The organism is Paenibacillus abyssi (assembly GCF_014640295.1).
GTDB classification, from domain to species: Bacteria; Bacillota; Bacilli; order Paenibacillales; family Paenibacillaceae; genus Paenibacillus_D; species Paenibacillus_D abyssi.
The window spans coordinates 241,202-263,446 of the sequence record NZ_BMGR01000001.1 but is presented as its reverse complement, the minus strand read 5'-3'; the positions used below and the strand labels follow the sequence as shown (position 1 = coordinate 263,446).

The following is a 22,245-nucleotide window of genomic DNA, read 5'->3' as shown; positions in this document are numbered from 1 at the left end:
TATAAATTCTTGTACTTATCTTAACATTTCTTTCTTCATTCATCTAAGATATAATATCTATAACAGTGATAGGTTTGGCCTATGAAAGAAATTAAAGGATACAAAAAAGGAGACCGCAAAACAAATGGAACTTCGCCAATTGCATTACGTCGTCCACATTGCAGCCGAGAAAAACTTCTCCAGAGCCGCTGAAAAGCTGCATATCGCCCAGCCTTCACTCAGCCAGCAGCTGTCCAAGCTGGAAAAAGAAATTGGGGTGCTGTTATTCCGGCGCACAACAAACTCCGTGGAGCTCACCCATGCGGGCGCCGCTTTTGTCGATAAAGCACAATCCATTCTCGATGCGGTTGAGCAGCTGAAACAGGAAATGGACGATCTTGCCCATATGCGCAAAGGTCGACTCGTTGTAGGAAGCCTGCCGATCACAGGATCGCATGTATTGCCGCTTGTGCTCCCTGTGTTCCAACGGAAGTTTCCCGAGATCGAAATCGTACTGGTCGAGGACAGCTCTTCACGCCTGGAACAGCTGACCGCAAGCGGCCAAACGGATCTCAGCCTGCTCTCTCTGCCGCTGCAGGAGCCATCATTGGCATGGGTCCCCCTAATAGAAGAAGAGATATGTTTGGCCGTGCCGCCGCAGCACCGCCTTGCAAATGAAACAGCTCCCGTTCGAATTGATGATCTGCATAACGAGCCTTTCATTATATTGAAAAAAGGACAAGGATTCCGCCAGATCAGCTTGGATCTTTGTGAACAGGCAGGCTTTGCGCCGCGCATCGTATTCGAAAGCGGCAATATCGAAACCGTGCAATCGCTCGTTGCCGCAGGAATGGGCATTGCCTTCGTTCCGATGATGATATCCAGGGCCAAGTGGAGTACATTGGTTCCGGTGTACTTGAGATTGGCTGAACCGCAGCCGTCCCGCACGCTCGTGATTGCAAGCCGCAAAGGACGCTATTTATCCAAAGCGTCCGAAGCGTTTATCCAAACGATGAAAGAAACCGTAGAGCAGCATTACAATGAGCAGCAGCCGGGTTTCTCCTAATATAAGGATGGTCTGCGGTCTTCAAAAACCGGAATGCGCGAACGCACCTCATCGACAAGCGCCAAGTCTATCTGCACCCGCAGCACCGTTTCCTCCTCCCCAGCCTCCGCAATGATCTCTCCCCAAGGATCGATGACCATGGAATGTCCGAAGAAGGTTGTATCCCCGCTTGTGCCGACACGGTTGCAGGCGATAACATACATCTGGTTCTCAATCGCGCGTGCCGTCAGCAGCGTTCTCCAATGATGCAGGCGCGGATTCGGCCATTCCGCCGGTACGAACAGCATTTTTGCCCCATCAAGAGCAAGCCTGCGCGACAATTCAGGGAAGCGGATGTCATAACAGATCATCATCCCCGCTTCCATCCCGTCAATGGACAGCCTGCCGATCTTTTCCCCGGCAGTAAGATGCTTCTCTTCATTCATTAATCGGAACAAATGAATTTTCGAATAGCTTGCATGAGCTTCTCCTGAGCGGTTAAATGCATAGATCGTATTATAAATGCCGGTCTCTTTCTTCTCCGCAATCGATCCCGCAACGAGATGAATGCCGTGCTTACGGCTGAATTCACTGAGCAGCGCATGAGTTTTTACCCCGTTCGGGTCAGCCAAATCATTAATCTGCTCCAAGGCATAACCGGTATTCCACATTTCCGGAAATACGATGACATCCGGCTTGTCCTTCCCTCCCGCCGCTTGCTCCAGCATAACCTCAAGTTTGCTGAAATTGGCAACCGGATTACCCGCATCGATATTCATCTGCAATAACGCGATATTTAGTAATGTATCAGACATTTGAGTCCCTCCATATAAGAAATTAAAGATTTCCCTTCATCATATCGTGTCATGGTTCGATGTCAAGGTGGGAATAGTAATAACGGCGCCTTCCAGCACCCCATACTTTAATGGTTAAAGGAGATCTAAACATGAGAATAAAGAAATTGACGGCCTTTATGCTGATCGCCGTTATGATCGGATTAAACGCTCTGCCCGGGATCTCATCAGCCGCAGAGAGCACGCTCAAGCCCGTCCAGGTTTTTGATGTGGCGCAAGGAAAGGTTGTGAAATCTTTCGACAACGACGCGGAATTCCAAGGCTTTGCCGAATCATGGCTGAAATCCGTCACCGGCCTTGCTCCACAGCTCAAGCCGGACGATAAATGCGGATACGTATACCGTATTCCGCTTACAAAGCCGGCGATGATAAAGACCGGCAATCTTTCCTTGCATGTCGAAGATGTTTTCTTGTTTTATTGCGCAGGCAAGCCGCCGATCCTGCTCGTATTCGATACCGAAAAACGCCCGTACCTGTTAAACTTCAAAGCGGATTTACAGCCTTTCCTTAATAAAGTGGGGTATTCGGCGCAATAAAAGTCGCCGCGCCATCCCGTCCACCTCGACACCTGTGCGTAAATCTGATAAATTAGGAATACTATTTACGCACGATGTGGAGTGTTGAACAATGGATGTTATTAAAGGAAGTAGAATCGGCGAGCCTGCCGAGCGCATGAAAGGGCTGCCTACGCAGTTTTTTGCAAACTTGGTTCGCAAGGCGAATACGCAAGTAGATAAAGGGCGCGACGTGATTAATTTGGGGCAGGGCAACCCGGATCAGCCGACACCCGCCCATATCGTCGCTTCGATGCAGGAGGCTTCTTCCAATCCCCTCTACCACCGCTACCCGCCCTTCAGCGGGTTTGCCTTTTTGAAGGAAGCGATCGCTAACCGTTATCAGGAAGATTATGGTGTCGAGCTTGACCCGGAAAAAGAAGTCGCCATTCTGTTCGGCGGCAAAACCGGATTAATTGAGATCAGCCAATGTTTATTGAATCCCGGCGATACCTGCCTCGTGCCTGACCCGGGATATCCCGACTACTGGTCCGGTGTCGCATTAGCCGGAGCGAAGATGTCGCTCATGCCATTGACCGCCGACAACGCATTCCTTCCGGATTACAGCGCGATTAGCCCAGCTGTCGCGGGTGAAGCAAAGCTGATGTTCCTTAATTATCCGAACAATCCGACAGGTGCTGTCGCCGGTCCTGAATTTTACAAAGAGACCGTCGCATTTGCAGCAAAACATGACATTGCCGTTGCAAGTGATTTCGCCTATGGCGCGCTTGGCTTTGATGGGCAGCGTCCGATCAGCTTTCTGCAGACGCCCGGCGCCAAAGAAGTCGGCGTAGAGTTCTATACCTTATCCAAAAGTTATAATATGGCAGGCTGGCGGGTCGGCTTCGCACTCGGGAATGAGAAAATCATCAGTTTGATTAACCTGATGCAGGATCATTATTACTGCAGCTTGTTCGGCGGCATTCAGGAAGCGGCTGCAACCGCGCTTAACGCCCCTCAGGATTGTGTTCGTGAATTGAACGCAACCTATCAGAGCCGGCGCGATGTTTTGTTTGCCGAGCTTGACAAGATCGGTTGGCAGGCAAATCGGCCAAGCGGTTCCTTCTTCTGCTGGCTGCCGGTTCCAGGCGGATATACGTCCTCTTCGTTTGCCGATCTGCTGTTAGAGAAGGCTGATGTAGTCGTCGCGCCAGGCGTTGGCTTCGGTACGCATGGTGAAGGGTATGTCCGGCTTGGTCTGCTCACCTCCGAAGAACGGCTGGCGGAAGCTGTGCAGCGAATTGGCCGGTTAAACCTGTTCGGCTAAGGTGAATTGCAGCCCGTTCGCCTTTCTTTACACCAATGTCTGATCATGGTATGCTAACATTAATTGAACACGAAACGTGATGACGGGTCCCTTAAGCATCATTCGATCGCGCCCAGAGAGCAGATTCCCCTGGCTGTAAGAATCTGCCGCGAAGCTTGCTTAATCCCAGGCCCCGAACGGCCGGCGATGAGCCGGACAGTGCCTGCTGTTACCGGGCTTTCGAGTTGGATGGCCCGATCAGGCCATCAATTAAAGGTGGTACCGCGGAAGCTGTGACTTTCGTCCTTTTATGGACGGGAGTCTTTTCTATTTTAGAGATAAGAAAATGTATGTCGTTGTTCACGCTTGTCTTTCATGGGAAGGGATGAATATGGGAGAGATAATCGTAGTTAAGATAGGCAGCAGCTCACTAACGTCTGAGGCAGGCGGATTGAACCGCAGCCGAATCGCTTATTTTGCAAATGAGCTAGCTGTTCTTCATCATGCAGGCCATCGGGTGGTGCTCGTCACATCCGGTGCTGTCGCCGCAGGTTTCCGCCAGATCGGATACGCTTCTCGGCCTAAGCAGGTGCACGAGAAGCAGGCCGCCGCAGCCGTCGGTCAAGCGCTGCTCATGCAGGCATACCAGGAAGCATTCGCAGAAAGCCGGATCGGCGTCGCCCAAATCCTGCTTACCCGCGCTGACTTCTCCAATCGCAGACGAATTCAGAATGCGCTTCGAACGCTTGATGAGCTGATCTTTCAGCGGATGATTCCGATCATCAACGAGAATGACACGGTAGCTACCGATGAATTGAAATTCGGTGACAATGACACGTTGTCCGCGCTTGTCGCTAATTTGGTTAAAGCTAAGCATTTATTAATATTAACGGACACAGACGGGCTTTATACGGAAGATCCGCGCAAAAATCCGCTCGCGATCCGCATCGAACGCGTGGACCAAATCTCCGAGGAAATCGAACGGATCGCCGGAGGGGCAGGCTCGAGTGTCGGAACCGGAGGCATGCGCTCGAAGATTGAGGCGGCGCGCATCGCGATGCGCGGCGGCGTTCCCGCTTTTATCGGCAGGGCGAACGAGCCCGGCGATCTGACCGCAGCTGTCGCAGGCATCGGGAAAGGCACCTATTTTGATACTTCCCTGCACAATCTCCCGATGAAGAAGCAATGGGTCGGCTTCCACTCGCTGCCGCAAGGCAAAATCACGGTAGATGAAGGCGCTGAGGCCGCGCTGCTGTCGGGCGGCAAAAGCTTGCTCCCCGCAGGTATAAAAGCGATCGAGGGCGATTTCCATCCTGGGGATGTTGTTGAGGTTATCAATAAAAACGGGCAAAAAATCGGCCGCGGCGTCGTCAACTATGCCGCTTGGCAGGTGCAAGCCGTAGCCGGGCTAAGCACGAATGAGGTTAAACGAAGAGTTGAGGTCGCTCGAATCGAAGTGATTCACCGCGACGAATGGATCACGCTTAAATCATGAGGAGGAGATCACAATGAGTGAGGTTCGTCTTAAATCGCAGAAAGCAAAGGATACCGCTTCGATCATGAACCGTTTGACGGCGGAGCAAAAGAATACAGCGCTGCTTCAGATGGCAGATGCTCTAGTCAGTGAACAACAATCGATCATTGCCGCTAATAACGAGGATATTGAACGCGGCCGCAATAACGGGACGAGTGAATCTCTGCTTGACCGCTTGAAGCTGAATGAGGACCGGATTGCCGGCATTGCTGAAGGCCTGCGCCAGATCGTGCAGCTGCCTGATCCTGTTGGCAACGTACTGGAAACGTTCGATCGTCCGAATGGGCTTCACGTCCGCAAAATCCGCGTGCCTTTAGGTGTTATTGGCATGATCTATGAAGCTAGGCCAAATGTTACCGTTGATGCAGCCGGATTATGCTTAAAAACGGGCAATGCCGTCGTCCTTCGCGGCGGTTCCTCTGCCCTGAGCTCCAACAGACGGATCGTCGAGGTGCTGCATCAAGCGCTGGCGGACACCGATCTTCCTGCCGATGCGCTGCAGCTGATTGAGGATCCAAGCCGTGCCTCTGTTGACGAGATGCTGAAGCTGAACGGCCTGCTCGATGTTGTCATTCCACGCGGCGGCGCTTCGTTAATCCGCAATGTCGTAGAGAATGCAACCGTTCCGGTTATCGAAACCGGCGCCGGCATCTGCCATACTTTCATCGACGAAAGCGCTCAGCTTGACATGGCAGCGGATATCGCCTTTAATGCCAAGGTACAGCGTCCATCCGTCTGCAACTCCATGGAAACCTTGCTCGTGCATGAGCAATTTGCTGCTGCGCATCTGGCCCAGATCGCCGCCCGCTTCCAAGCTGCAAATGTGGAGCTTCGCGGCTGCGAGAAAACAATGGCTTTGCTTAGCGGGGTTACAAAAGCGACAGAAGAAGATTATGCGACGGAGTACAATGATTACATTCTTAATATCCGCATCGTAGGCGGATTGGACGAAGCGCTTGAACATATCGCACGTTTCGGAACCATGCATTCGGAATGTATCGTAACAGAAAATGCAGATCATGCGGCCCGCTTCCTGCAGGAGGTCGACGCGGCTGCGGTCTATCATAATGCATCCACCCGGTTCACGGATGGATTTGAATTCGGCTTCGGCGCCGAAATCGGAATCAGCACGCAGAAGCTGCATGCCCGCGGGCCAATGGGCCTGCCTGCGCTCACTTCAACGAAATACCAAGTTACTGGAAGCGGTCAAATCCGCGGATAAGCTATCGGACACGCAAGTGATATGAGCTGTTTATTGCGAGTTATGATCGAAAGGGGTACCTGAACCATGAATCAAATGTGTGTTGCGACCTATCGGTGTTATGATGACAAAGCCGATTTTGATAAAAAAGCGTTATCCATCGCTGTCGGATTGACCGTTGGCAGCTGGACCGACCTGCCGGAAGCAAAAAAGGCCGAGATGGAAAAGCATTTGGGCAAGGTCGTTTCCGTATCCGTTCATGAGCCTGCCGGAGCAGCGCCGGGAGAACGGTATGCGGATTTGAAAATCGCCTACCCGGACCTGAATTACAGCCGCGATCTCCCTGCTCTGCTCGTGACTGTATTCGGCAAGCTGTCGATGGACGGTAAGATAAAGCTAATGGATCTGCAATTCAGCGATGAATTTCTATCCGCATTTCCCGGGCCGAAATTCGGCGTTCAAGGCATTCGCGACCTGCTCGGCGTTCATGACCGCCCCCTGCTGATGAGCATTTTCAAGTCAGTTGTCGGACATGATCTTGTTAATCTGCAGGAGCAATTTTACCAGCAGGCGCTGGGCGGCGTCGATCTGATTAAAGATGATGAGATTCTATTCGAGAATCCGTTAACGCCAATAGATAAACGTGTTGAAGTGTGCATGGAAGCGGCACGCCGCGCGCAAGAGCAAACCGGGCAAAAGCTGCTCTATGCGGTTAATGTGACAGGACCGACCTCCGGGCTTGCGGCACAAGCAAAGAAAGCGATCGCTGCCGGTGCGAATGCGATTCTGTTCAACGTGCTATCCTATGGATTTGACGCGTTGCACGAGCTTAGCAAGGATCCGGAAATTTCCGTTCCGATCGCGGCGCATCCGGCGATGGCCGGAGCGATCTACCCTTCGCCGCACTATGGCATTGCAGCACCGCTGCTCTTGGGCAAGCTGATGCGGGTCGCTGGCGCCGATCTGTCCCTGTTCCCTTCCCCTTACGGCTCGGTCGTAATGCCGAAGGAAGAGAATCTGGCGGTCAAAGCAGCGCTGCTTGATCCAAGCCTTCCGGTTCGGACAAGCTTTCCGGTTCCTTCGGCCGGCATCCATCCGGGAATTGTGCCGCTCATCCTGAAGGATTTCGGACAAGAAGTTGTCGTCAATGCAGGCGGCGGCATCCATGGCCATCCGATGGGCACAGCAGCAGGCGGACAAGCCTTCCGCGAAGCGATGCGGGCTGTTGCCGCAGGCGAAACGCTGCAGGATGCGGCGGCACGGCACGAAGCGCTGCGGATCGCGACCGAGCTCTGGGGGATCAAACAATGAAGGCGAACCGGGAACGCGTCATATTTTGCGACTTTGACGGAACGATAACCGTTAATGATAATATTGTTGCGATTATCAAACATTTTAATCCGCCCGGCTGGCAAAAAATCGTGGACGATATCGTCGCCCAGCGGATATCCATACGAGATGGTGTGGGGCAATTGTTCCGCCTCCTTCCTGCAGCTAGGCAGGACGAGGTCATTGAGTACGCCATCTCCAATGCCAAGATTCGTGACGGCTTCGAAGAGCTGCTTGCCTACTGCAAGGAGCAATCGGTCCCGTTCTACGTAACGAGCGGCGGCATTGATTTCTTTGTATACCCCATCCTTGCTTCCTTCGATATTCCGGTCAATCACATCTACTGCAACGGCAGTGATTTTACCGGTGAATCAATCGAAATTACATGGCCTAATCCATGTGACGATCATTGCAGCAATGATTGCGGCATGTGCAAAACGACGATCATGCGCCGGTTTCCCCCGGAAAAATACGAACGCATTCTGATTGGCGATAGCGTAACCGATTTTGAAGGCGCCAAGCTGGCTGATCTCGTCTTCTCCCGCTCCCACCTCTCCGAAAAATGCCGGGAGCTCGGATTGCCCTTCGTACCTTATGAGACCTTTCATGAGGTCATCGCATATTTAAGCAAAGAAAGGACGGAGCAGCAATGAGTTTCTTAGATATCTCGTTAGAGGAAAAGCAAAAAGCGCTGGCAGAGCTGCGCGACGTGAAACAGCTGTTCGCAGACCGGGGATGGTTCGCCGGAACGAGCGGTAACCTGTCCATCCGCGTCGGCGATTTCACGCCGGAACAGTTTCACTTTGCCATTACTGCAAGCGGTAAAGACAAATCCATGCAAACCCCGGAAGATTTCTTGTTCGTTGATCAACAAGGTAAGCCTGCAGAAACAACACGCTTGAAGCCTTCCGCTGAAACATTAATCCACTGCGAAATTTACCGGTTGACCGGCTGCGGGGCTATATTCCACGTACATACGGTATTCAACAACTTGATCTCTGAGTATTTCTGGGACCGCAAATCCGTGCCGGTCGACGGGGTTGAATTAATCAAAGCATTCAATATTTGGGATGAAGAAGCGCATATCGACATTCCGATTGTCTCCAACTACGCAGATATACCACGGATCGTGCCTGAGGTCACGTCGGCGTTCAACCCGCAGATTCCGGGCATTATTCTCCGTAAGCATGGCATCTATGCATGGGGCGCGAACGCCTTTGAAGCGAAGCGGCATCTAGAAGCATTTGAGTTTATTTTTGAATATGTGTACCGCTGGGAGCTTTTAAAGCGCGGCGGATAAACGGCAGCTGAAACGATACATTATACACAACAATGAGCCCTATCGCTTTTCCGTCGGAAAGTGATAGGGCTCAAAATGTATATGCTGCTGTTATATTGTCAAACATGCGACCCTCCGGCATACCGCATGTTCATGCCGCGCGGGTGCCGATCTCGCGCAATAACAGATTGGCGGATTTCTCCGCTCAGCTTTTGCCTCCCCTGAACTTCTGGGTATGGGCGCGTGCCTCGTCGGTATTTGTTACCCGATTCCGGCTCCATTCGATTAAAATCCGATCAATATACCGGAAGTGCAGCTTCCCTGCAAATACAGCTTCTTTGAGTGCGAAACGGATCAGCTCTTCCGGATAACGGTCTTGATCGATCCAGCCGCTGATCGTCTCAAACTCCATTGGCGATAACGGTCGGCCGAACTCCTGTTCAAATAACGAGAACAAATCCGGCGCCGCCCCAAATGGTTTGCCAGATGAAACATCAGGCTCCACCACTCGAGCCGGGCTTTTCATCGTGGAGACAGTTTGCTCTGCCGCTTTTTGCAGCCAACCGCTCCAATTATAGCGCTCCGAACGGATTCCGGTATCGGGATCCATTTGTTCATCGATCGAAAGGAAACCGTCTTTCAACAACCGCTGCAGCAATAAACCGACTTCCTGCGCTGACATGCCAATTCTTCTTGACAGCTGTTCCGGTGTCGGAAATTCATTGGCTTCTGCCTGTTTGTAAGTCATGATTTGCAGTAGCAGAAGTGTTTCGGTGTGTGACAAACCAAGCTCATTAGAGGTGCGCATTAAAGTGACCGGCACATTGACTCCGCCTTCAAACATTGCGGCCGTGATCCCTTCAATATAACCATTTCGATGATCAGACAATGATGCGACTCCTCCCCACTGTATACTATTTATTGCTTTGTTCCTTCACCAGCTTATACGTATCGCGTGCGATCAGCAGCTCCTCATTCGTCGGAACGACAAGGACCTGGACTTTCGAATCCGCTGTTGAGATGATTCTTGCGCTCTTGGAGTGCTCACTGTTCAAAAAAGTATCCAGTTCCACGCCAAGGAAGGTTAAGCCTTTGCACACGGCAGCGCGAAGACGCTCGGAATTCTCCCCTACGCCTGCTGTAAATACGATGGCATCCACCCCGTTCATCGCCGCCGCATAAGCGCCAATATATTTGCGCATCCGATAGGTATACATATCAAAAGCAAGCTGGGCGTTGCGGTCGCCTTCATCCATCGCTTGTACGATTTCCCTCATATCACTGCTGATTCCCGAGATCGCCAAAAGGCCTGAATGCTTGTTCAGCATCGAGTTAACCTCGCTTAGTGTCAGTTCTTCTTTGTTCATTGTAAAAGGCACGATAGCCGGATCCAGGTCGCCGCTGCGCGTTCCCATCATCAGGCCTTCAAGCGGCGTAAGCCCCATGCTCGTATCAACCGACTTTCCACCTTGGATCGCGGTGATGCTCGCGCCGTTTCCGATATGGCACGAGATCATTTTAATCGATGCCAAAGGCTTTCCAAGCACCTCTGCCGCTTGATCGCTCACATAGTGATGTGAAGTGCCGTGGAACCCGTATCTGCGAATTTTATGTCTCCGGTATAAGACTGTCGGAATAGGGTACAAATAAGCGGTCTGGGGCATCGTCTGATGAAATGCGGTATCGAATACGACCGCTTGCGGAACATCCGGCAAATTCGCCTCAACGGCAGTTATTCCCATCATATGGGCAGGATTATGCAACGGAGCCAAATCAAACAGCTTACGGATTTCCAGCTTAACCTCCTGTGTGACCAGTACCGATTCTTTGAATACTTCGCCGCCGTGTACAACGCGATGGCCTACCGCATCAATTTCTTTAATATCCTTCAATACGCCATGCGACGGATGCACGATCATATCGGCTACCCGTTTTACAGCAGTCACGTGATCCAATATTTCACTAACATCCCTGACTTCCGGATGGCCGGGGACTTCATGCGTGACGATCGACGAATCCATACCGATTCTCTCGACCCTGCCGCTGGCCAGAACCGTTTCATCGCGCATATCGTATAGCTGGTACTTCAATGACGAGCTTCCGGCATTCATAACGAGTACTTTCATAAGCGGTCTCCATCCTTGTCGTATTTGAAAAATCCTACTCCGGTCTTCACGCCCAAATGACCCGCACGGACCATCTTCTTCAGCACAATGGACGGACGGTATTTTAATTCGCCGTATTCACGGAACATAATCTCCAAAGCGGCAAGCACGGAATCCAGCCCGAAACGATCCGCCATCTCGAACGGACCATACTGGAACGAATAACCGACACGCATCGCACGGTCGATATCATCTGCCGTAGCAACGCCTTCCTCAAGCACATGAAGCGCCTCATTAATGTGCAAGCAAATAAGCCTCGATGTAACGAATCCCGGGGATTCGAACACCATGATGCCTTTCTTCTGAATGATCTCTTCGACAAAATGCTTCGTCCGGTTAAACGTATCCTCCGACGTCTTCAATCCGCGCACAATCTCAACCAGGTCAATCTTCGATACAGGATGAATAAAATGCAGCCCGATTACCCGCTCCGGATACTTCGTCGCACTGGCAAGCTCGGTTAAGCTCAACGTTGAAGTATTGCTGGCTAAAATGACATCCGGCGAGCAGTATTGGTCGATCTCTTCAAAGACTTTTATTTTATTGTTTAGATCCTCAGTAATCGTCTCAATGACAAGCTCACATTGTGCCATATCCGACAGCTTATCAGCAGTATGGATACGATTCAGCACCAATTTCTTCTCCGCTTGCGTAAGCGCCCACTTTTCTATTTGTTTATCGAGGCTGTGTTCAATCATTTCAATCGCATGAGCCATCTTCTCCGAAGATTCCTCAATGACTAACACTTCCAGTCCCTTATATGCTAACATCTCCGCGATGCCTTGGCCCATTGTCCCTATGCCAACGACACCTACTTTACGTACAGTCATTCCGTCTCCCACCCATTATATTTATTTATATCTGAATTTCATTTTATATTATATCAATGCTTTATTGCTATACAATAAGCAAGTTGTGACGCTTGTGTAACACGTTCCTCAATATGTATTATTCACCACCCGAATTATCAAATGACACTCGTATGGTGCATATTTTATACGGCAATACGACAAGCAAGCCACTCCAAGTGGCGCTCGTGTGGCGTATGTCCAAGATCTCCCCATGCGACAAGCAAGACACTCCAAGTGGCGCTCGTGTGGCGTATGTCCTAGTCTCCCCATGCGACAAGCAAGCCACTCCAAGTGGCGCTCGTGTGGCGTATGTCCAAGATCTCCCCATGCGACAAGCAAGACACTCCAAGTGGCGCTCGTGTGGCGTATGTAAGTTGTACCGGCCAAACTAATCAACAGGCCGGTACATTCGGGTTTGCGCCGCATGATAAGTGTGTCCTAAAGGGACGAAAACGACCCTACGCAGCAACTTGCATCGATCCTGCAGCTGAGCTCACCGCACTGTTACACCGTTTCGGGTGTCCAGAGGGCAGAGCCCTTGGGGTCCCCCTTCGAGAAGGGGGATTTAGGGGGATGTTCTCCCTTAGGGGGATGTTCTCCCTTAGGGGAATCCAATAATTCTCTAAACCGCTCCCCGCTCAACGATTCCTCTTGAATCAACACCTCAAGAGATGAAGTGAATACCGAACGATATTCATTCAGTAAGCTCTTCGTGCGATCCATCAGCTGATCCAGCATCGAGGAGTTGATTTTTGCCCATCCATCCGGCGTCATCATGCTTCCGTCAATAATGCCGAGCTCAGTGAGGCCAGACTCCACCATTGTCCGTACAATGTTCGTTGCTTGTTCAAAATCGCCTCGCGAGCCTGTGCTGCGGCCGCCGTAGAACAGCTCCTCCGCCGCTGCGCCGCCAAGGGCGATCATAATCTGTCCTTCAAGGAATTCGCGTGTATACAAATATTGATCCTGCTGCGGATTATGTCTTACATAACCTAATGCCTGCCCTCTTGGAGAAAGAACGACCGTCGATACGCTGCCCGGCCGCACAAGCTCAGCGGTAATCGCATGGCCAAGCTCATGCAGCGCTACGCGCTCCCGCTCTTCCTTCGTTGCTTCCCGGTCCGTTTTCTCACCCATCATAACCTTATCGATCGCCATCGATAAATGCGGGTGGTTAATCGTCGCGCTTTGTTCACGCATGGCATAAATCGCAGCTTCATTCATGACACTCTCCAGCTGCGCGCCTGAAAATCCAAAGGATTCCTCAGCAATCTTCATCAGATCTACCGATTCGTGCAGCGGTTTGTTCTTGGCATGAATGCGCAAAATATGCTCGCGCCCTTTCTTATCCGGAAGATCGACTTGGATATGCCGGTCGAAACGGCCGGGGCGGATGAGCGCGCTATCGAGCATTTCTTTGCGGTTTGTCGCAGCAATGAGCAGAATTTTAGGCGTTTCGGAGGTATGAATGCCATCCATCTCCGTCAGCAATTGGTTCAGCGTCTGATCATACTCACGATGCTGTCCCCCATCCCGCTTGCCGCCGATGACATCTATTTCATCGATGAAAATAACTGCGCTCGTCTTACCGGCTTTGGCTGCTTTTTGTTTGGCGTCCTTGAACAGGTCACGAATCCGGCCTGCCCCGACACCGACATACATCTCTACAAATTCACTGCCCGAGGCCGCGACATAGACGGAATCGGTGTAAAACGCCGCTGCTTTTGCCAGTAAAGTTTTACCCGTTCCAGGAGGCCCTGTTAACAAAATTCCTTTCAAGGGACGGATCCCGAACTTCTTAATCTCCTCTTGCTTCACGAGAAAATCAAGTGCTTCGACCAATTCCTGCTTGGCTCTCTCCTGTCCGCCGATCTCTTCAAAGGAAAGCTGAACGGGCATACGCGATCTTGACTTTCGTTCCCCGCTGGCCGTCGCCAGATGGCCCCGATTTTTGGCGGCCACAATCAACAATACACCGATCAATGACATGAGAATAACAGGGATCATATTCACGCCAATAAAGACCAGAAAGGCGATGAGCACTACCGCAAAACCAATCGTCATTTCCTTCCAATAGTTACGCATTCGGCCACACCCCCAGCGTGCCCGGAATACGCGGAAGCACGATATACTTCGATGCTTTCCCATCCGACATCGTTATATAAACGTTCGTGTCATCCATTTCCGTATGGACCGTTAATCCTTCATTCGCTTGCTCAAGCTGCTGCATCGCTGCCGGAATTTTAGAATATTGACGCGTTTCCATCGCTTCTGCAACTTTAAACAGCATGGACGACCACAGCTGATCCAATTTCTCATTGGAGGATTTTTTTAATTCGAGCTGCAATTCTCGCCCTCCGAGCATTGGAGTCCCTTCAGTAGCGATCTTTTCGTAGATATCCCTTAGGTCTGCGCCTTGCTTAAGCTGCAGCTCTACTCTAACAGTTCGACCATCTATAACAGGCTTGGCGGATTGAACGCCATCCAATTGAGCAACAAACTTCTCTAGAGGCTGTTGAACAGCAAAATTACGATACATGAACCAGCCTCCGAATAACAAGACGCCAGCAAGTACAATTGTTATCGCAGTAGGAACAATTCGAAGTTTCATGGCAGTAATATGCCCCCTTCCAAATTGGTTGATATATACGCTAGTACATCAGAACATCTATACTAGAGTATATCATAGCGCCAATTCGTTAGGGGGCTGTAATAATAGCCAGTCGAGGTCGCGATTCCTTGTTTTGTTACTCCGTACCATCCGCGAACTTGGAAGGCAGGTTAAAGATGGTTACAAATGAACCATCCGCAAACCGGTAAAACTCATAATAATATTTACGAACATTCTCATCCCTGCTGTAATAGACTTCCCAAACCCGCTCTCCATTCAAAAGTCCAGGCAGGATTCGAATGATGTCAATATCCGGTTTACTCTGCGTAACAGCCGCTTTAATTTGCGCTTTTGACAAGCCTGCCGATGCAGGAACAGCTTCAGCGGTATCATTAGTGACCCATACGAAAAGCTCTTGCTGCTCCGCATCGGTTCCTTGCAGAACCCAGGAGACGGAGTCCCATACATGCTTGTCGATCCGCTTCACCTTGGTCAGTTCCGTCGATTCCATGGCGATGCTTTCAACTCGGCGCTGCTCCGTCCACTCTCCGGACTGAATGGACCGGTAATATAGATTCAATGCCAAGAACAACAGCATAGCCAATATAACACCTAATATCGTCCAACGCAACGGACTCATAAGCGAGGGTGCCTTCTGTCTCGAACGCATACGTGTTAACCGTTAGCGAGCGCTTTGAAGCATGCTTGCGCTTCTCGAAGAATACGTTCTTCATCCAACAGCGTACAGACACCATCCTCAACAACCTGACGGCCATTGATCCATACATGGCGTACATCCCTGCCGGAACCGGAGTAAACGAGATGTGATATAAAATCACTTTGCGGGAAAAAATGCGGCTGATTCACATCAAGTGCAATAAAGTCCGCTTTCATGCCCACTTTCAACGTTCCGATCTCATCCTCCTGCCAGAGCGTACGTGCACCGTATACCGTACCCATCTTCAAGGCGGTTAATGCCGGGATAGATGTCGGATCTCCGCTTACCCCCTTATGTATTAAAGCCGCTAAGCGAATCTCGTCAAACAGGTCCAGATTATTATTGCTTGCAGCGCTGTCTGTACCGAGAGAGACGGTCACACCGGCTTTTAATAATTGAGGGACTCTCGCAACACCGCTGGCAAGCTTCAAATTGCTTGCAGGGTTATGCGATACGCCGACGTTTCTGTCCTGCAGTAAAGCAATTTCATCATCTGTGAGATGAACCGCATGCGCGACAAAGGATGGCCTTGAGAAGAAGCCCAATTTGTCCAAATGTTCTACCGGCCGGCAGCCGTAATCGCGGACATTTTGCTCCACCTCGGCAGCTGTCTCCGACATATGGGTATGCATAGGAAGATCAAGGTCATGTGCCGCTTGCACAAACTTCTCAATAAAAGCAGGCGGACAGGTGTACGGAGCATGCGGCGACATCAGCGTGCGAATCCGGCCATCTGCTTTTCCATTCCAGTTTTTCGCGAAATTAATGGCTTCCTCCAGCTTTTGACGCTGTTCCTCTTCAGAACACAAGCCGATAGCCCCTCTTGTCAGCCAACCACGGATACCGGACTGCTCGACGACCTCAGCCACGATATCCATGCGGTCATACATATCGACAAACGTTGTTGTACCGCTCTTCAACATTTCAATCACTGCAAGCGAGGTGCCGACACGGGTATCGTTATCAACATATTTGCCCTCCATCGGCCACATATATTGCTCCAGCCAAACCTGAAGGGCCTCATCATCGGAATAACCGCGCAGCAGCGACATAGCCGCATGGCCATGCGTGTTGATCAAGCCCGGCATAAACACAAGGCCGCTTCCCGACATACGCTGTGCTTGCTGCTGCAGGGATTGTTCAGGCAGTTCCTCTCCAAGATAAACGATGCGGTCATTTTCAACGACCATATGTCCCTGAACAACCATTTTAACATCATCCATCGTAATAAAAGTACCGTTTTCAATCCATAGTCGGTTCATACATTTTCTCTCCTTCGTTTTCTAAATAATAAGCAAGGCTTAATAATTCGGTTGTAAAATCCGCATGATGGATTCGAACTTCTTCCGGTACTTTAAGTATGGTTGGCGCAAAATTCAAAATGCCTTCGATACCGGCTTCCACAAATTGATTGGCCACATTTTGCGCCTCAATGGCAGGAACCGTAATGATTCCGATGCGAATGTTCAGCTCCGATACCATCTTATTTAACTCCGACATCGGAAGAACTGCCAAATTATTAATCTTCGTCCCGATTTTTGCCAGGTTTGCATCAAATACGGCAACAATTTTCATATTATCTTTAATATACGTATTATAATTGCATAAGGCATGGCCAAGATTGCCGGCGCCGACAAGCGCCACGTTGAGGGGCTGATCGAGCTTCAAAATTTGACGAATCTTTTCGATCAAGTAAGAGACATCATAGCCGACCCCTTTGCGCCCGAACTCGCCGAAGTACGCCAGATCTTTGCGGATCTGAGCTGGGTTTAGATCCAGCTTCTGACCCAGATCCTGCGAAGATACCGTTTGTACCTCCCGCTTATGCAGCTCATTCAAATATTGCAAGTAGATCGGCATCCGTCGGACAACCGCCTCGGATATTTTAATCTGCTTCACGCTTCCGCCTCCTTCTGGTCTGCATCCAGCCACTCCCGCATGCGCGGTACAATCTGTTCCAGATGCATGTGTTCTATTTTTGGACCCGGGAGGGAATACAAAAAATACTTACCGTAATACGTTTCTATCACTCTCGTATCATAAATCAGAACAATGCCCCGATCTTGACTGCTGCGGACCAGCCGGCCGAACCCTTGCTTAAAACGAATAACCGCTTGCGGTATGGACAGCTTCATGAACGGATTTTGCTTTTGCTGCTGCAGCATTTCCGCCTTTGCTTCGACCAGCGGATGATTAGGCGGCTGAAACGGCAGGCGAACAATGGCTAAACAGACTAACGCTTCCCCTGGAATGTCGACTCCTTCCCAGAAGCTGCTTGTGCCAAGCAGAACGGATGCCTGATGCTGCTGGAATCTGCGGGTCAATTTGCTGCGATTTCCGCTGTCGATGCCTTGGCCTAACACTTGTATGTTGGTATGCGCAAGGGCTTCCTTCAACGGTTCATATACCTGTTTTAACATCCGATAGGCAGTAAACAGGATGAGCATTCTGCCTTGTGTCTCCTGTGCAGCTTCGGCAAGGGATTGAACTAGCGCCCCGATAAATTGCGGATCGCCTGCCGTTCCCTTCACACTCGGAAAATTACGTGGAATGACAACTAACGCTTGCTCTCTATAATTGAATGGAGAGGGTAATTGCACGGTTTTCAACCTTCCCTGCTGCTCCTGCGCTTCCAGGCCGAATTGTTCAATTGCATATTGAAAGGATTTCTGGACAGACAGAGTAGCCGAAGTAAGTGTGATGCTTTTTTTCGTTTCAAAGAAATATTGCTGCAGCTGGCTGCTAACATCAGCCGGTACTGCATAGAGGTGGACAGATTTGGAACGGAAGTTCGGATTGGCTTCGATCCAGTATACGGTCATTCTCTCTTCAACCTTGATGAAAAAACGCAAATCGTCCTTCACTCTTGCCAGATCCTTGACACTTCCATTCATGTCGGTCACAAGCGCTTGGATTGCTCCGTCATCGATGCGATCTTTAACATCGGTCAACAGCTTATCCAGGCTTTTGACAATGCGGCCCAGCTCAGCGAATACATTCGCTTCCTCTGTCTCGGCGTCTTTCCATCCGTCAGGCAGCGATTCTGCCTTCAACCTGGCGACCGCCTGCACATTTTCTCCCGATTCGTTTGAAGAAGCATTTCCCGACATCTGATAGAGCAGCTCGAACAATTTGTCCCACGATTCCTTGATATCACTGAATTGAGGAATTAATGTATCGATTGTTTCAACCCATGACTCACTGTATTCATGATCTTCATGCTGCAGACGAGTGCGCAGCTGAGGCAGCAGTCCGCTCCTTGCGTCCTTGCATAAGCGCTGATGAGGCTGCAGCAAAGTGTAATAGGAAAGCTGCATGCCCAGATGCTTCCCGGCCACTTCCTCAAGATGATGGGCTTCATCGACTATGAGCTGCTCATATGGAGGCAGCAGCCGGTGATCAGCACGTATATCCGTAAACAGCATCGAGTGGTTCGTAATGACCACATCCGCCAAATTCGCTTCCTGCTTTGCACGATGATAGTAACAGCGTTTAAACCAGGGGCACGCGCGATTAAGACAGGAGTCGGCATCACTGGACACCGTGTCCCAAAAATCCGCGCCTCTGTTACCAAAATGCAGCTCTTCCTGATCTCCGTTCTCCGTTTCCCCAAGCCAAATAATCATTTGTGCGGCCGTAATCCGGTCTTCTGTCGGCGTCACAAAATCCTGTAAATTGATCTTCCCCTCAAACTTGCGCAAGCATAAATAATTCCCGCGGCCCTTAAACACTGCAGCACGGAACGGAAATGGCATGGTGGATTGCAGCAGTGGAATATCCCTCTCCCGCAGCTGCTCCTGCAGATTGATTGTATGCGTGCTAACAACAATCTTTTTCTCCTGCTGGACACCGTAAAATAAGGAAGGTATTAAATATCCGAGCGACTTCCCGGTTCCGGTACCCGCTTCTATCAGCAGGTGCCGATCATTATTTAAAGCATCGTACACTTCTTTAAACATTTGATTCTGGGCGTCTCTTTCCTCGTAGTTCAGAACCCGTTCCCGAAACGACGCCCTAACTTGCTCCATGAACGTATCAAAATCCAATTCCTCTATAACTTCGCCGGAAAAATCATCGGAACGAGGCGGCATCTCCTCTGTCCAATCACCAACCTTTAAGGCGAATTGCCTGAAATAAGCGAATGCATCGGTATCGACCGCTGTTTCTGTTTCTTTGCGCATGAGCGATTGCTCCATAAACCATCCCAGGTCATCCTGGTCTTTAAAAATGACAGCAAGACGCTGCAGGGTAAGCAGCGGGAGATCCCGAAGCTTGCTTACTGCTTTGCCGAACAGGATCGCTGTCGCCATGGCATCGCTGTCAGCCTGGTGGTGGCGATCGTGTTCAATGCCGAACAGCTCGGAGACTGCTCCGAGCTGATACGTCGTTAAGGATGGATATAGAATTCGAAGCAAGTCAATCGTGTCCAGCTTGCGTCCCACAAATGGCATATAACCGCAGCGGTCTAAGGATTGGTTAAGAAATCCTGCGTCAAATCCAACATTATGCGCAACCAATACCGCATCGTTCAGAAGCGGAATAACACCGAGAAGCACCTCTTCAAGCGGAGGTGCATCTTCTACGGTTTGCTCGCTAATTCCTGTTAATTGGGTAATAAAGGACGGAATCGCCACATTTGGCTTCACATAAGAACTAAATGTTTCCGTTACATTCAACTCAGCATCGAGCAATACGAGTCCAACTTGTATAATTTCATCATCGGTCTGATGACCTGTCGTTTCCAAATCCAATACCGCAAATTTCATCCGGTTCGATCCTCTCACAAACAGCTAAGCTGAGCACTTCCAAAATATAATGACAGCTGTCCGGCCCTATTTCGGCATGCGTGTAAATTGCTTAGGGGCTCCTCAAACGTCGGATCAGCGTCATGCGCTTTGAGAAAGTACGTTTCTGCCTGCTCCATATTCATTCTAATGGCCTGAATGCACCCAAGGGCGTTCAAGCCTAGTGCCTGCCACTTTGGGTGATCCGTGAGTGCTACAATTAATTGAAAATGCCGCTGGGCTTCGTACCATTCCTGCATATGCATGTAGGACATTGCAAGAAACAAACGGGCCAGATTACTGTCTGGCGAATAATAAATCAACTGTTCGAAAACACCTGCGGCTTGCTTGAACATAAATAACTTGAAATAACCCTGGCCTTGGTTCATCAACTCAGCTGCACGTGAAGATATCTCATTCCCTTCAGTGGAGCATCCCTTTATAGAATTATTCTCTACGACTGCATCCTGCTCCTGCATTTGCTCGCGAAAGATGGCCAATTTCTCTTCAAAATTAAGCCATTCATCCATAATTTTCTCACTCATTGCTTTCAATAAAGCCAGCTGTTCTGTATCCTGCTTTTTCTGGGTACCGCTGCTATGGGGATAACGTTGAATCAGTTCATCAAGCAGATCGTTCATCGCGGCAAATAAATGAGTAAACATTCGCATCCTCCTTCACGGAAGAAATAAACATAAGCCGCCTGCTTAAAGTCCGCCCGGAAAGGGCGATTCATCTGCAGGTGTATGCTCATTCTTTGTCAAGGAGGTGCTTTTCATACTCCAATCCAACCGTTACATAACACAGACAGCGTTTCGCGCCTGCCTCATATTATGGTTGCGTGAATTTCTTCGGACAACACTTGAACAGGACGATTGTTATCATCCATGATGGCTATTTTCGGTTTATGTGTATTTACTTCTTCATCGGAAAAAATCCCGTAACCGATAATAATAACTTTGTCCCCTGGATGAACAAGCCTTGCTGCAGCGCCATTCAGGCAAATCACGCCTGAGCCTCTTTCTCCTGGAATAACATACGTTTCCAGTCGGGCACCGTTATTGTTGTTTACAATCTGTACCTTCTCGTTCTCCAAAATATCCGTCAAATCCATTAAATCCCGGTCAATCGTAATGCTGCCTACATAATTAAGATTTGCTTCCGTTACCGTTGCACGGTGTATTTTGGATTTCATCATCGTTCTAAACATGACAGGCCACCTCTTTCCGGGAAAATAGTCGGTTATCGATCAAGCGTGTTTTCCCAAACCGAACCGCCATTGCGACAATGAGCTGATCTTCGCTTTTCGATAAATCCATCTGGCCATCCGGCTCAGTAAGATCAGGAAATAATAAGACATCAATATAATCGATGACCGCCAATTCAGCCTGTTTAACGATTCTGTGAAGCTCCGATACCAAGCGGTCAGCCGTCATGTCTTCCAGCTTCAACAATTCTGACGCGGCATCAAGCGCTTGTGACAGAATAACGGCCTGCTTGCGCTCCTCTTCGCTTAAATACACATTGCGCGAGCTTAGTGCCAACCCATCCGATTCCCTGATTGTCTCACAAGGAATAATGCTCACAGGAAGATTCAGATCTTCCGTCATCTTCGTAATAACCGCTACCTGCTGTGCATCCTTCATCCCAAAGTACGCGCGATCCGGCGATACGATATGGAACAGCTTGCTTACAACTGTGCCTACACCATCGAAATGTCCTGGCCTGGAGGCGCCGCACAACCGGCTGGTTATCCCCTCTACCAGCACTTTCGTCTTGATGGGCCGAGGGTACATCTCCTGCACCGATGGCATAAACACGATATCAACATCATTTGCTTTTGCCAAAGCCATATCCCGCTCAGGATCCCTGGGATAACGGTCAAAATCCTCATTAGGCCCGAATTGAAGCGGATTGACAAATATACTGAGCACGGTCAGGTCACATTCGGTTGCCGAACGTTTCATTAAGCTGGCATGACCCTCGTGCAAATATCCCATTGTAGGCACAAAACCGACGACACCGTCCGGCTTCTCACGGCGAAAGGCAGAGATTGCCTTACGCATTTCATCAATCGTTTCACATTTAATCACCG

General features: G+C 50.0%; 21 protein-coding genes. 8 read left to right on the top strand and 13 right to left on the bottom strand.

What is annotated here, in order from left to right; genetic code table 11:
- The first annotated feature begins 124 nt into the window (after window positions 1–124).
- Complete coding sequence (locus tag IEW11_RS01575) at window positions 125–1,045, top strand: LysR family transcriptional regulator (protein WP_188528356.1); 921 nt, start codon at window positions 125–127, stop codon at window positions 1,043–1,045.
- Here the strand turns inward: IEW11_RS01575 and IEW11_RS01570 are convergent.
- Complete coding sequence (locus tag IEW11_RS01570) at window positions 1,042–1,839, bottom strand: carbon-nitrogen family hydrolase (RefSeq protein ID WP_188528354.1); 798 nt, start codon at window positions 1,837–1,839, stop codon at window positions 1,042–1,044. The two genes, IEW11_RS01575 and IEW11_RS01570, sit on opposite strands and share 4 nt — an antisense overlap.
- A 131-nt stretch (window positions 1,840–1,970) precedes the next feature.
- On the opposite strand from IEW11_RS01570, the gene IEW11_RS01565 reads away from it, so the two are divergent.
- The 7 genes from IEW11_RS01565 to mtnB all read left to right on the top strand — a co-directional run bounded on the left by IEW11_RS01565 (window position 1,971) and on the right by mtnB (window position 9,042).
- Window positions 1,971–2,414 (top strand): hypothetical protein, encoded by a 444-nt coding sequence (locus tag IEW11_RS01565; protein ID WP_188528352.1) that lies wholly within the window; start codon window positions 1,971–1,973, stop codon window positions 2,412–2,414.
- 91 nt (window positions 2,415–2,505) lie between these two features.
- Window positions 2,506–3,699 (top strand): pyridoxal phosphate-dependent aminotransferase, encoded by a 1,194-nt coding sequence (locus IEW11_RS01560; RefSeq protein WP_188528350.1) that lies wholly within the window; start codon window positions 2,506–2,508, stop codon window positions 3,697–3,699.
- A gap of 370 nt (window positions 3,700–4,069) precedes the next feature.
- Entirely contained in the window at window positions 4,070–5,173 is a 1,104-nt protein-coding gene (proB, locus tag IEW11_RS01555; RefSeq protein ID WP_188528348.1) for a glutamate 5-kinase, read from the top strand.
- A gap of 13 nt (window positions 5,174–5,186) precedes the next feature.
- The gene (locus IEW11_RS01550; RefSeq protein WP_188528346.1) at window positions 5,187–6,434 is read left to right on the top strand and encodes a glutamate-5-semialdehyde dehydrogenase; all 1,248 of its coding nucleotides are present in this window, start codon (window positions 5,187–5,189) and stop codon (window positions 6,432–6,434) included.
- A 66-nt stretch (window positions 6,435–6,500) separates the two neighbouring features.
- Window positions 6,501–7,724 (top strand): 2,3-diketo-5-methylthiopentyl-1-phosphate enolase, encoded by a 1,224-nt coding sequence (locus tag IEW11_RS01545; protein WP_188528344.1) that lies wholly within the window; start codon window positions 6,501–6,503, stop codon window positions 7,722–7,724.
- Complete coding sequence (locus tag IEW11_RS01540) at window positions 7,721–8,395, top strand: 2-hydroxy-3-keto-5-methylthiopentenyl-1-phosphate phosphatase (protein ID WP_188528342.1); 675 nt, start codon at window positions 7,721–7,723, stop codon at window positions 8,393–8,395. Before IEW11_RS01545 ends, IEW11_RS01540 begins: the two co-directional genes overlap by 4 nt.
- Entirely contained in the window at window positions 8,392–9,042 is a 651-nt protein-coding gene (mtnB, locus tag IEW11_RS01535) for a methylthioribulose 1-phosphate dehydratase (protein ID WP_188528340.1), read from the top strand. The genes IEW11_RS01540 and mtnB overlap by 4 nt, the downstream gene beginning before the upstream one ends.
- A gap of 184 nt (window positions 9,043–9,226) precedes the next feature.
- On the opposite strand, the gene IEW11_RS01530 is transcribed toward mtnB, so the two are convergent.
- From IEW11_RS01530 to panC, 12 genes are all read right to left on the bottom strand, one after another.
- Complete coding sequence (locus IEW11_RS01530) at window positions 9,227–9,910, bottom strand: DnaD domain protein (RefSeq protein WP_229724905.1); 684 nt, start codon at window positions 9,908–9,910, stop codon at window positions 9,227–9,229.
- Window positions 9,911–9,935: 25 nt separating this feature from the next.
- A complete protein-coding gene (locus IEW11_RS01525) occupies window positions 9,936–11,147 on the bottom strand; it encodes an acetate kinase (RefSeq protein WP_188528338.1) in 1,212 nt (403 codons plus the stop codon).
- On the bottom strand, window positions 11,144–12,016 hold the full coding sequence (locus IEW11_RS01520) for a 3-hydroxyacyl-CoA dehydrogenase family protein (RefSeq protein ID WP_188528336.1): 873 nt from the start codon (window positions 12,014–12,016) through the stop codon (window positions 11,144–11,146). The genes IEW11_RS01525 and IEW11_RS01520 overlap by 4 nt, the downstream gene beginning before the upstream one ends.
- 525 nt (window positions 12,017–12,541) lie before the next feature.
- Window positions 12,542–14,122 carry an AAA family ATPase gene (locus tag IEW11_RS01515; RefSeq protein ID WP_188528334.1) on the bottom strand — a complete coding sequence of 527 codons (1,581 nt, stop codon included), beginning with the start codon at window positions 14,120–14,122 and terminating at the stop codon, window positions 12,542–12,544.
- Window positions 14,115–14,648, bottom strand: coding sequence for a hypothetical protein (locus tag IEW11_RS01510; protein ID WP_188528332.1), 534 nt, complete (start codon window positions 14,646–14,648; stop codon window positions 14,115–14,117). The genes IEW11_RS01515 and IEW11_RS01510 overlap by 8 nt, the downstream gene beginning before the upstream one ends.
- Window positions 14,649–14,784: 136 nt before the next feature.
- Window positions 14,785–15,288, bottom strand: a complete 504-nt coding sequence (locus IEW11_RS01505) for a cell wall elongation regulator TseB-like domain-containing protein (protein WP_188528330.1) — start codon at window positions 15,286–15,288, stop codon at window positions 14,785–14,787.
- Between the two features lie 35 nt (window positions 15,289–15,323).
- Window positions 15,324–16,628, bottom strand: coding sequence for an amidohydrolase (locus IEW11_RS01500; protein WP_188528328.1), 1,305 nt, complete (start codon window positions 16,626–16,628; stop codon window positions 15,324–15,326).
- Window positions 16,609–17,265, bottom strand: coding sequence for a redox-sensing transcriptional repressor Rex (locus IEW11_RS01495; protein WP_188528326.1), 657 nt, complete (start codon window positions 17,263–17,265; stop codon window positions 16,609–16,611). Before IEW11_RS01495 ends, IEW11_RS01500 begins: the two co-directional genes overlap by 20 nt.
- Entirely contained in the window at window positions 17,262–20,132 is a 2,871-nt protein-coding gene (gene dinG / locus IEW11_RS01490) for an ATP-dependent DNA helicase DinG (protein WP_188528324.1), read from the bottom strand. Before dinG ends, IEW11_RS01495 begins: the two co-directional genes overlap by 4 nt.
- Before the next feature lie 14 nt (window positions 20,133–20,146).
- Window positions 20,147–20,815: a tetratricopeptide repeat protein gene (locus tag IEW11_RS01485; RefSeq protein WP_188528322.1), complete on the bottom strand. Its 669-nt coding sequence runs from the start codon at window positions 20,813–20,815 to the stop codon at window positions 20,147–20,149.
- Between the two features lie 161 nt (window positions 20,816–20,976).
- Window positions 20,977–21,360, bottom strand: a complete 384-nt coding sequence (gene panD, locus IEW11_RS01480; RefSeq protein ID WP_188528320.1) for an aspartate 1-decarboxylase — start codon at window positions 21,358–21,360, stop codon at window positions 20,977–20,979.
- Window positions 21,353–22,243 carry a pantoate--beta-alanine ligase gene (gene panC / locus IEW11_RS01475; RefSeq protein ID WP_188528318.1) on the bottom strand — a complete coding sequence of 297 codons (891 nt, stop codon included), beginning with the start codon at window positions 22,241–22,243 and terminating at the stop codon, window positions 21,353–21,355. Before panC ends, panD begins: the two co-directional genes overlap by 8 nt.
- Window positions 22,244–22,245 lie beyond the last annotated feature (2 nt).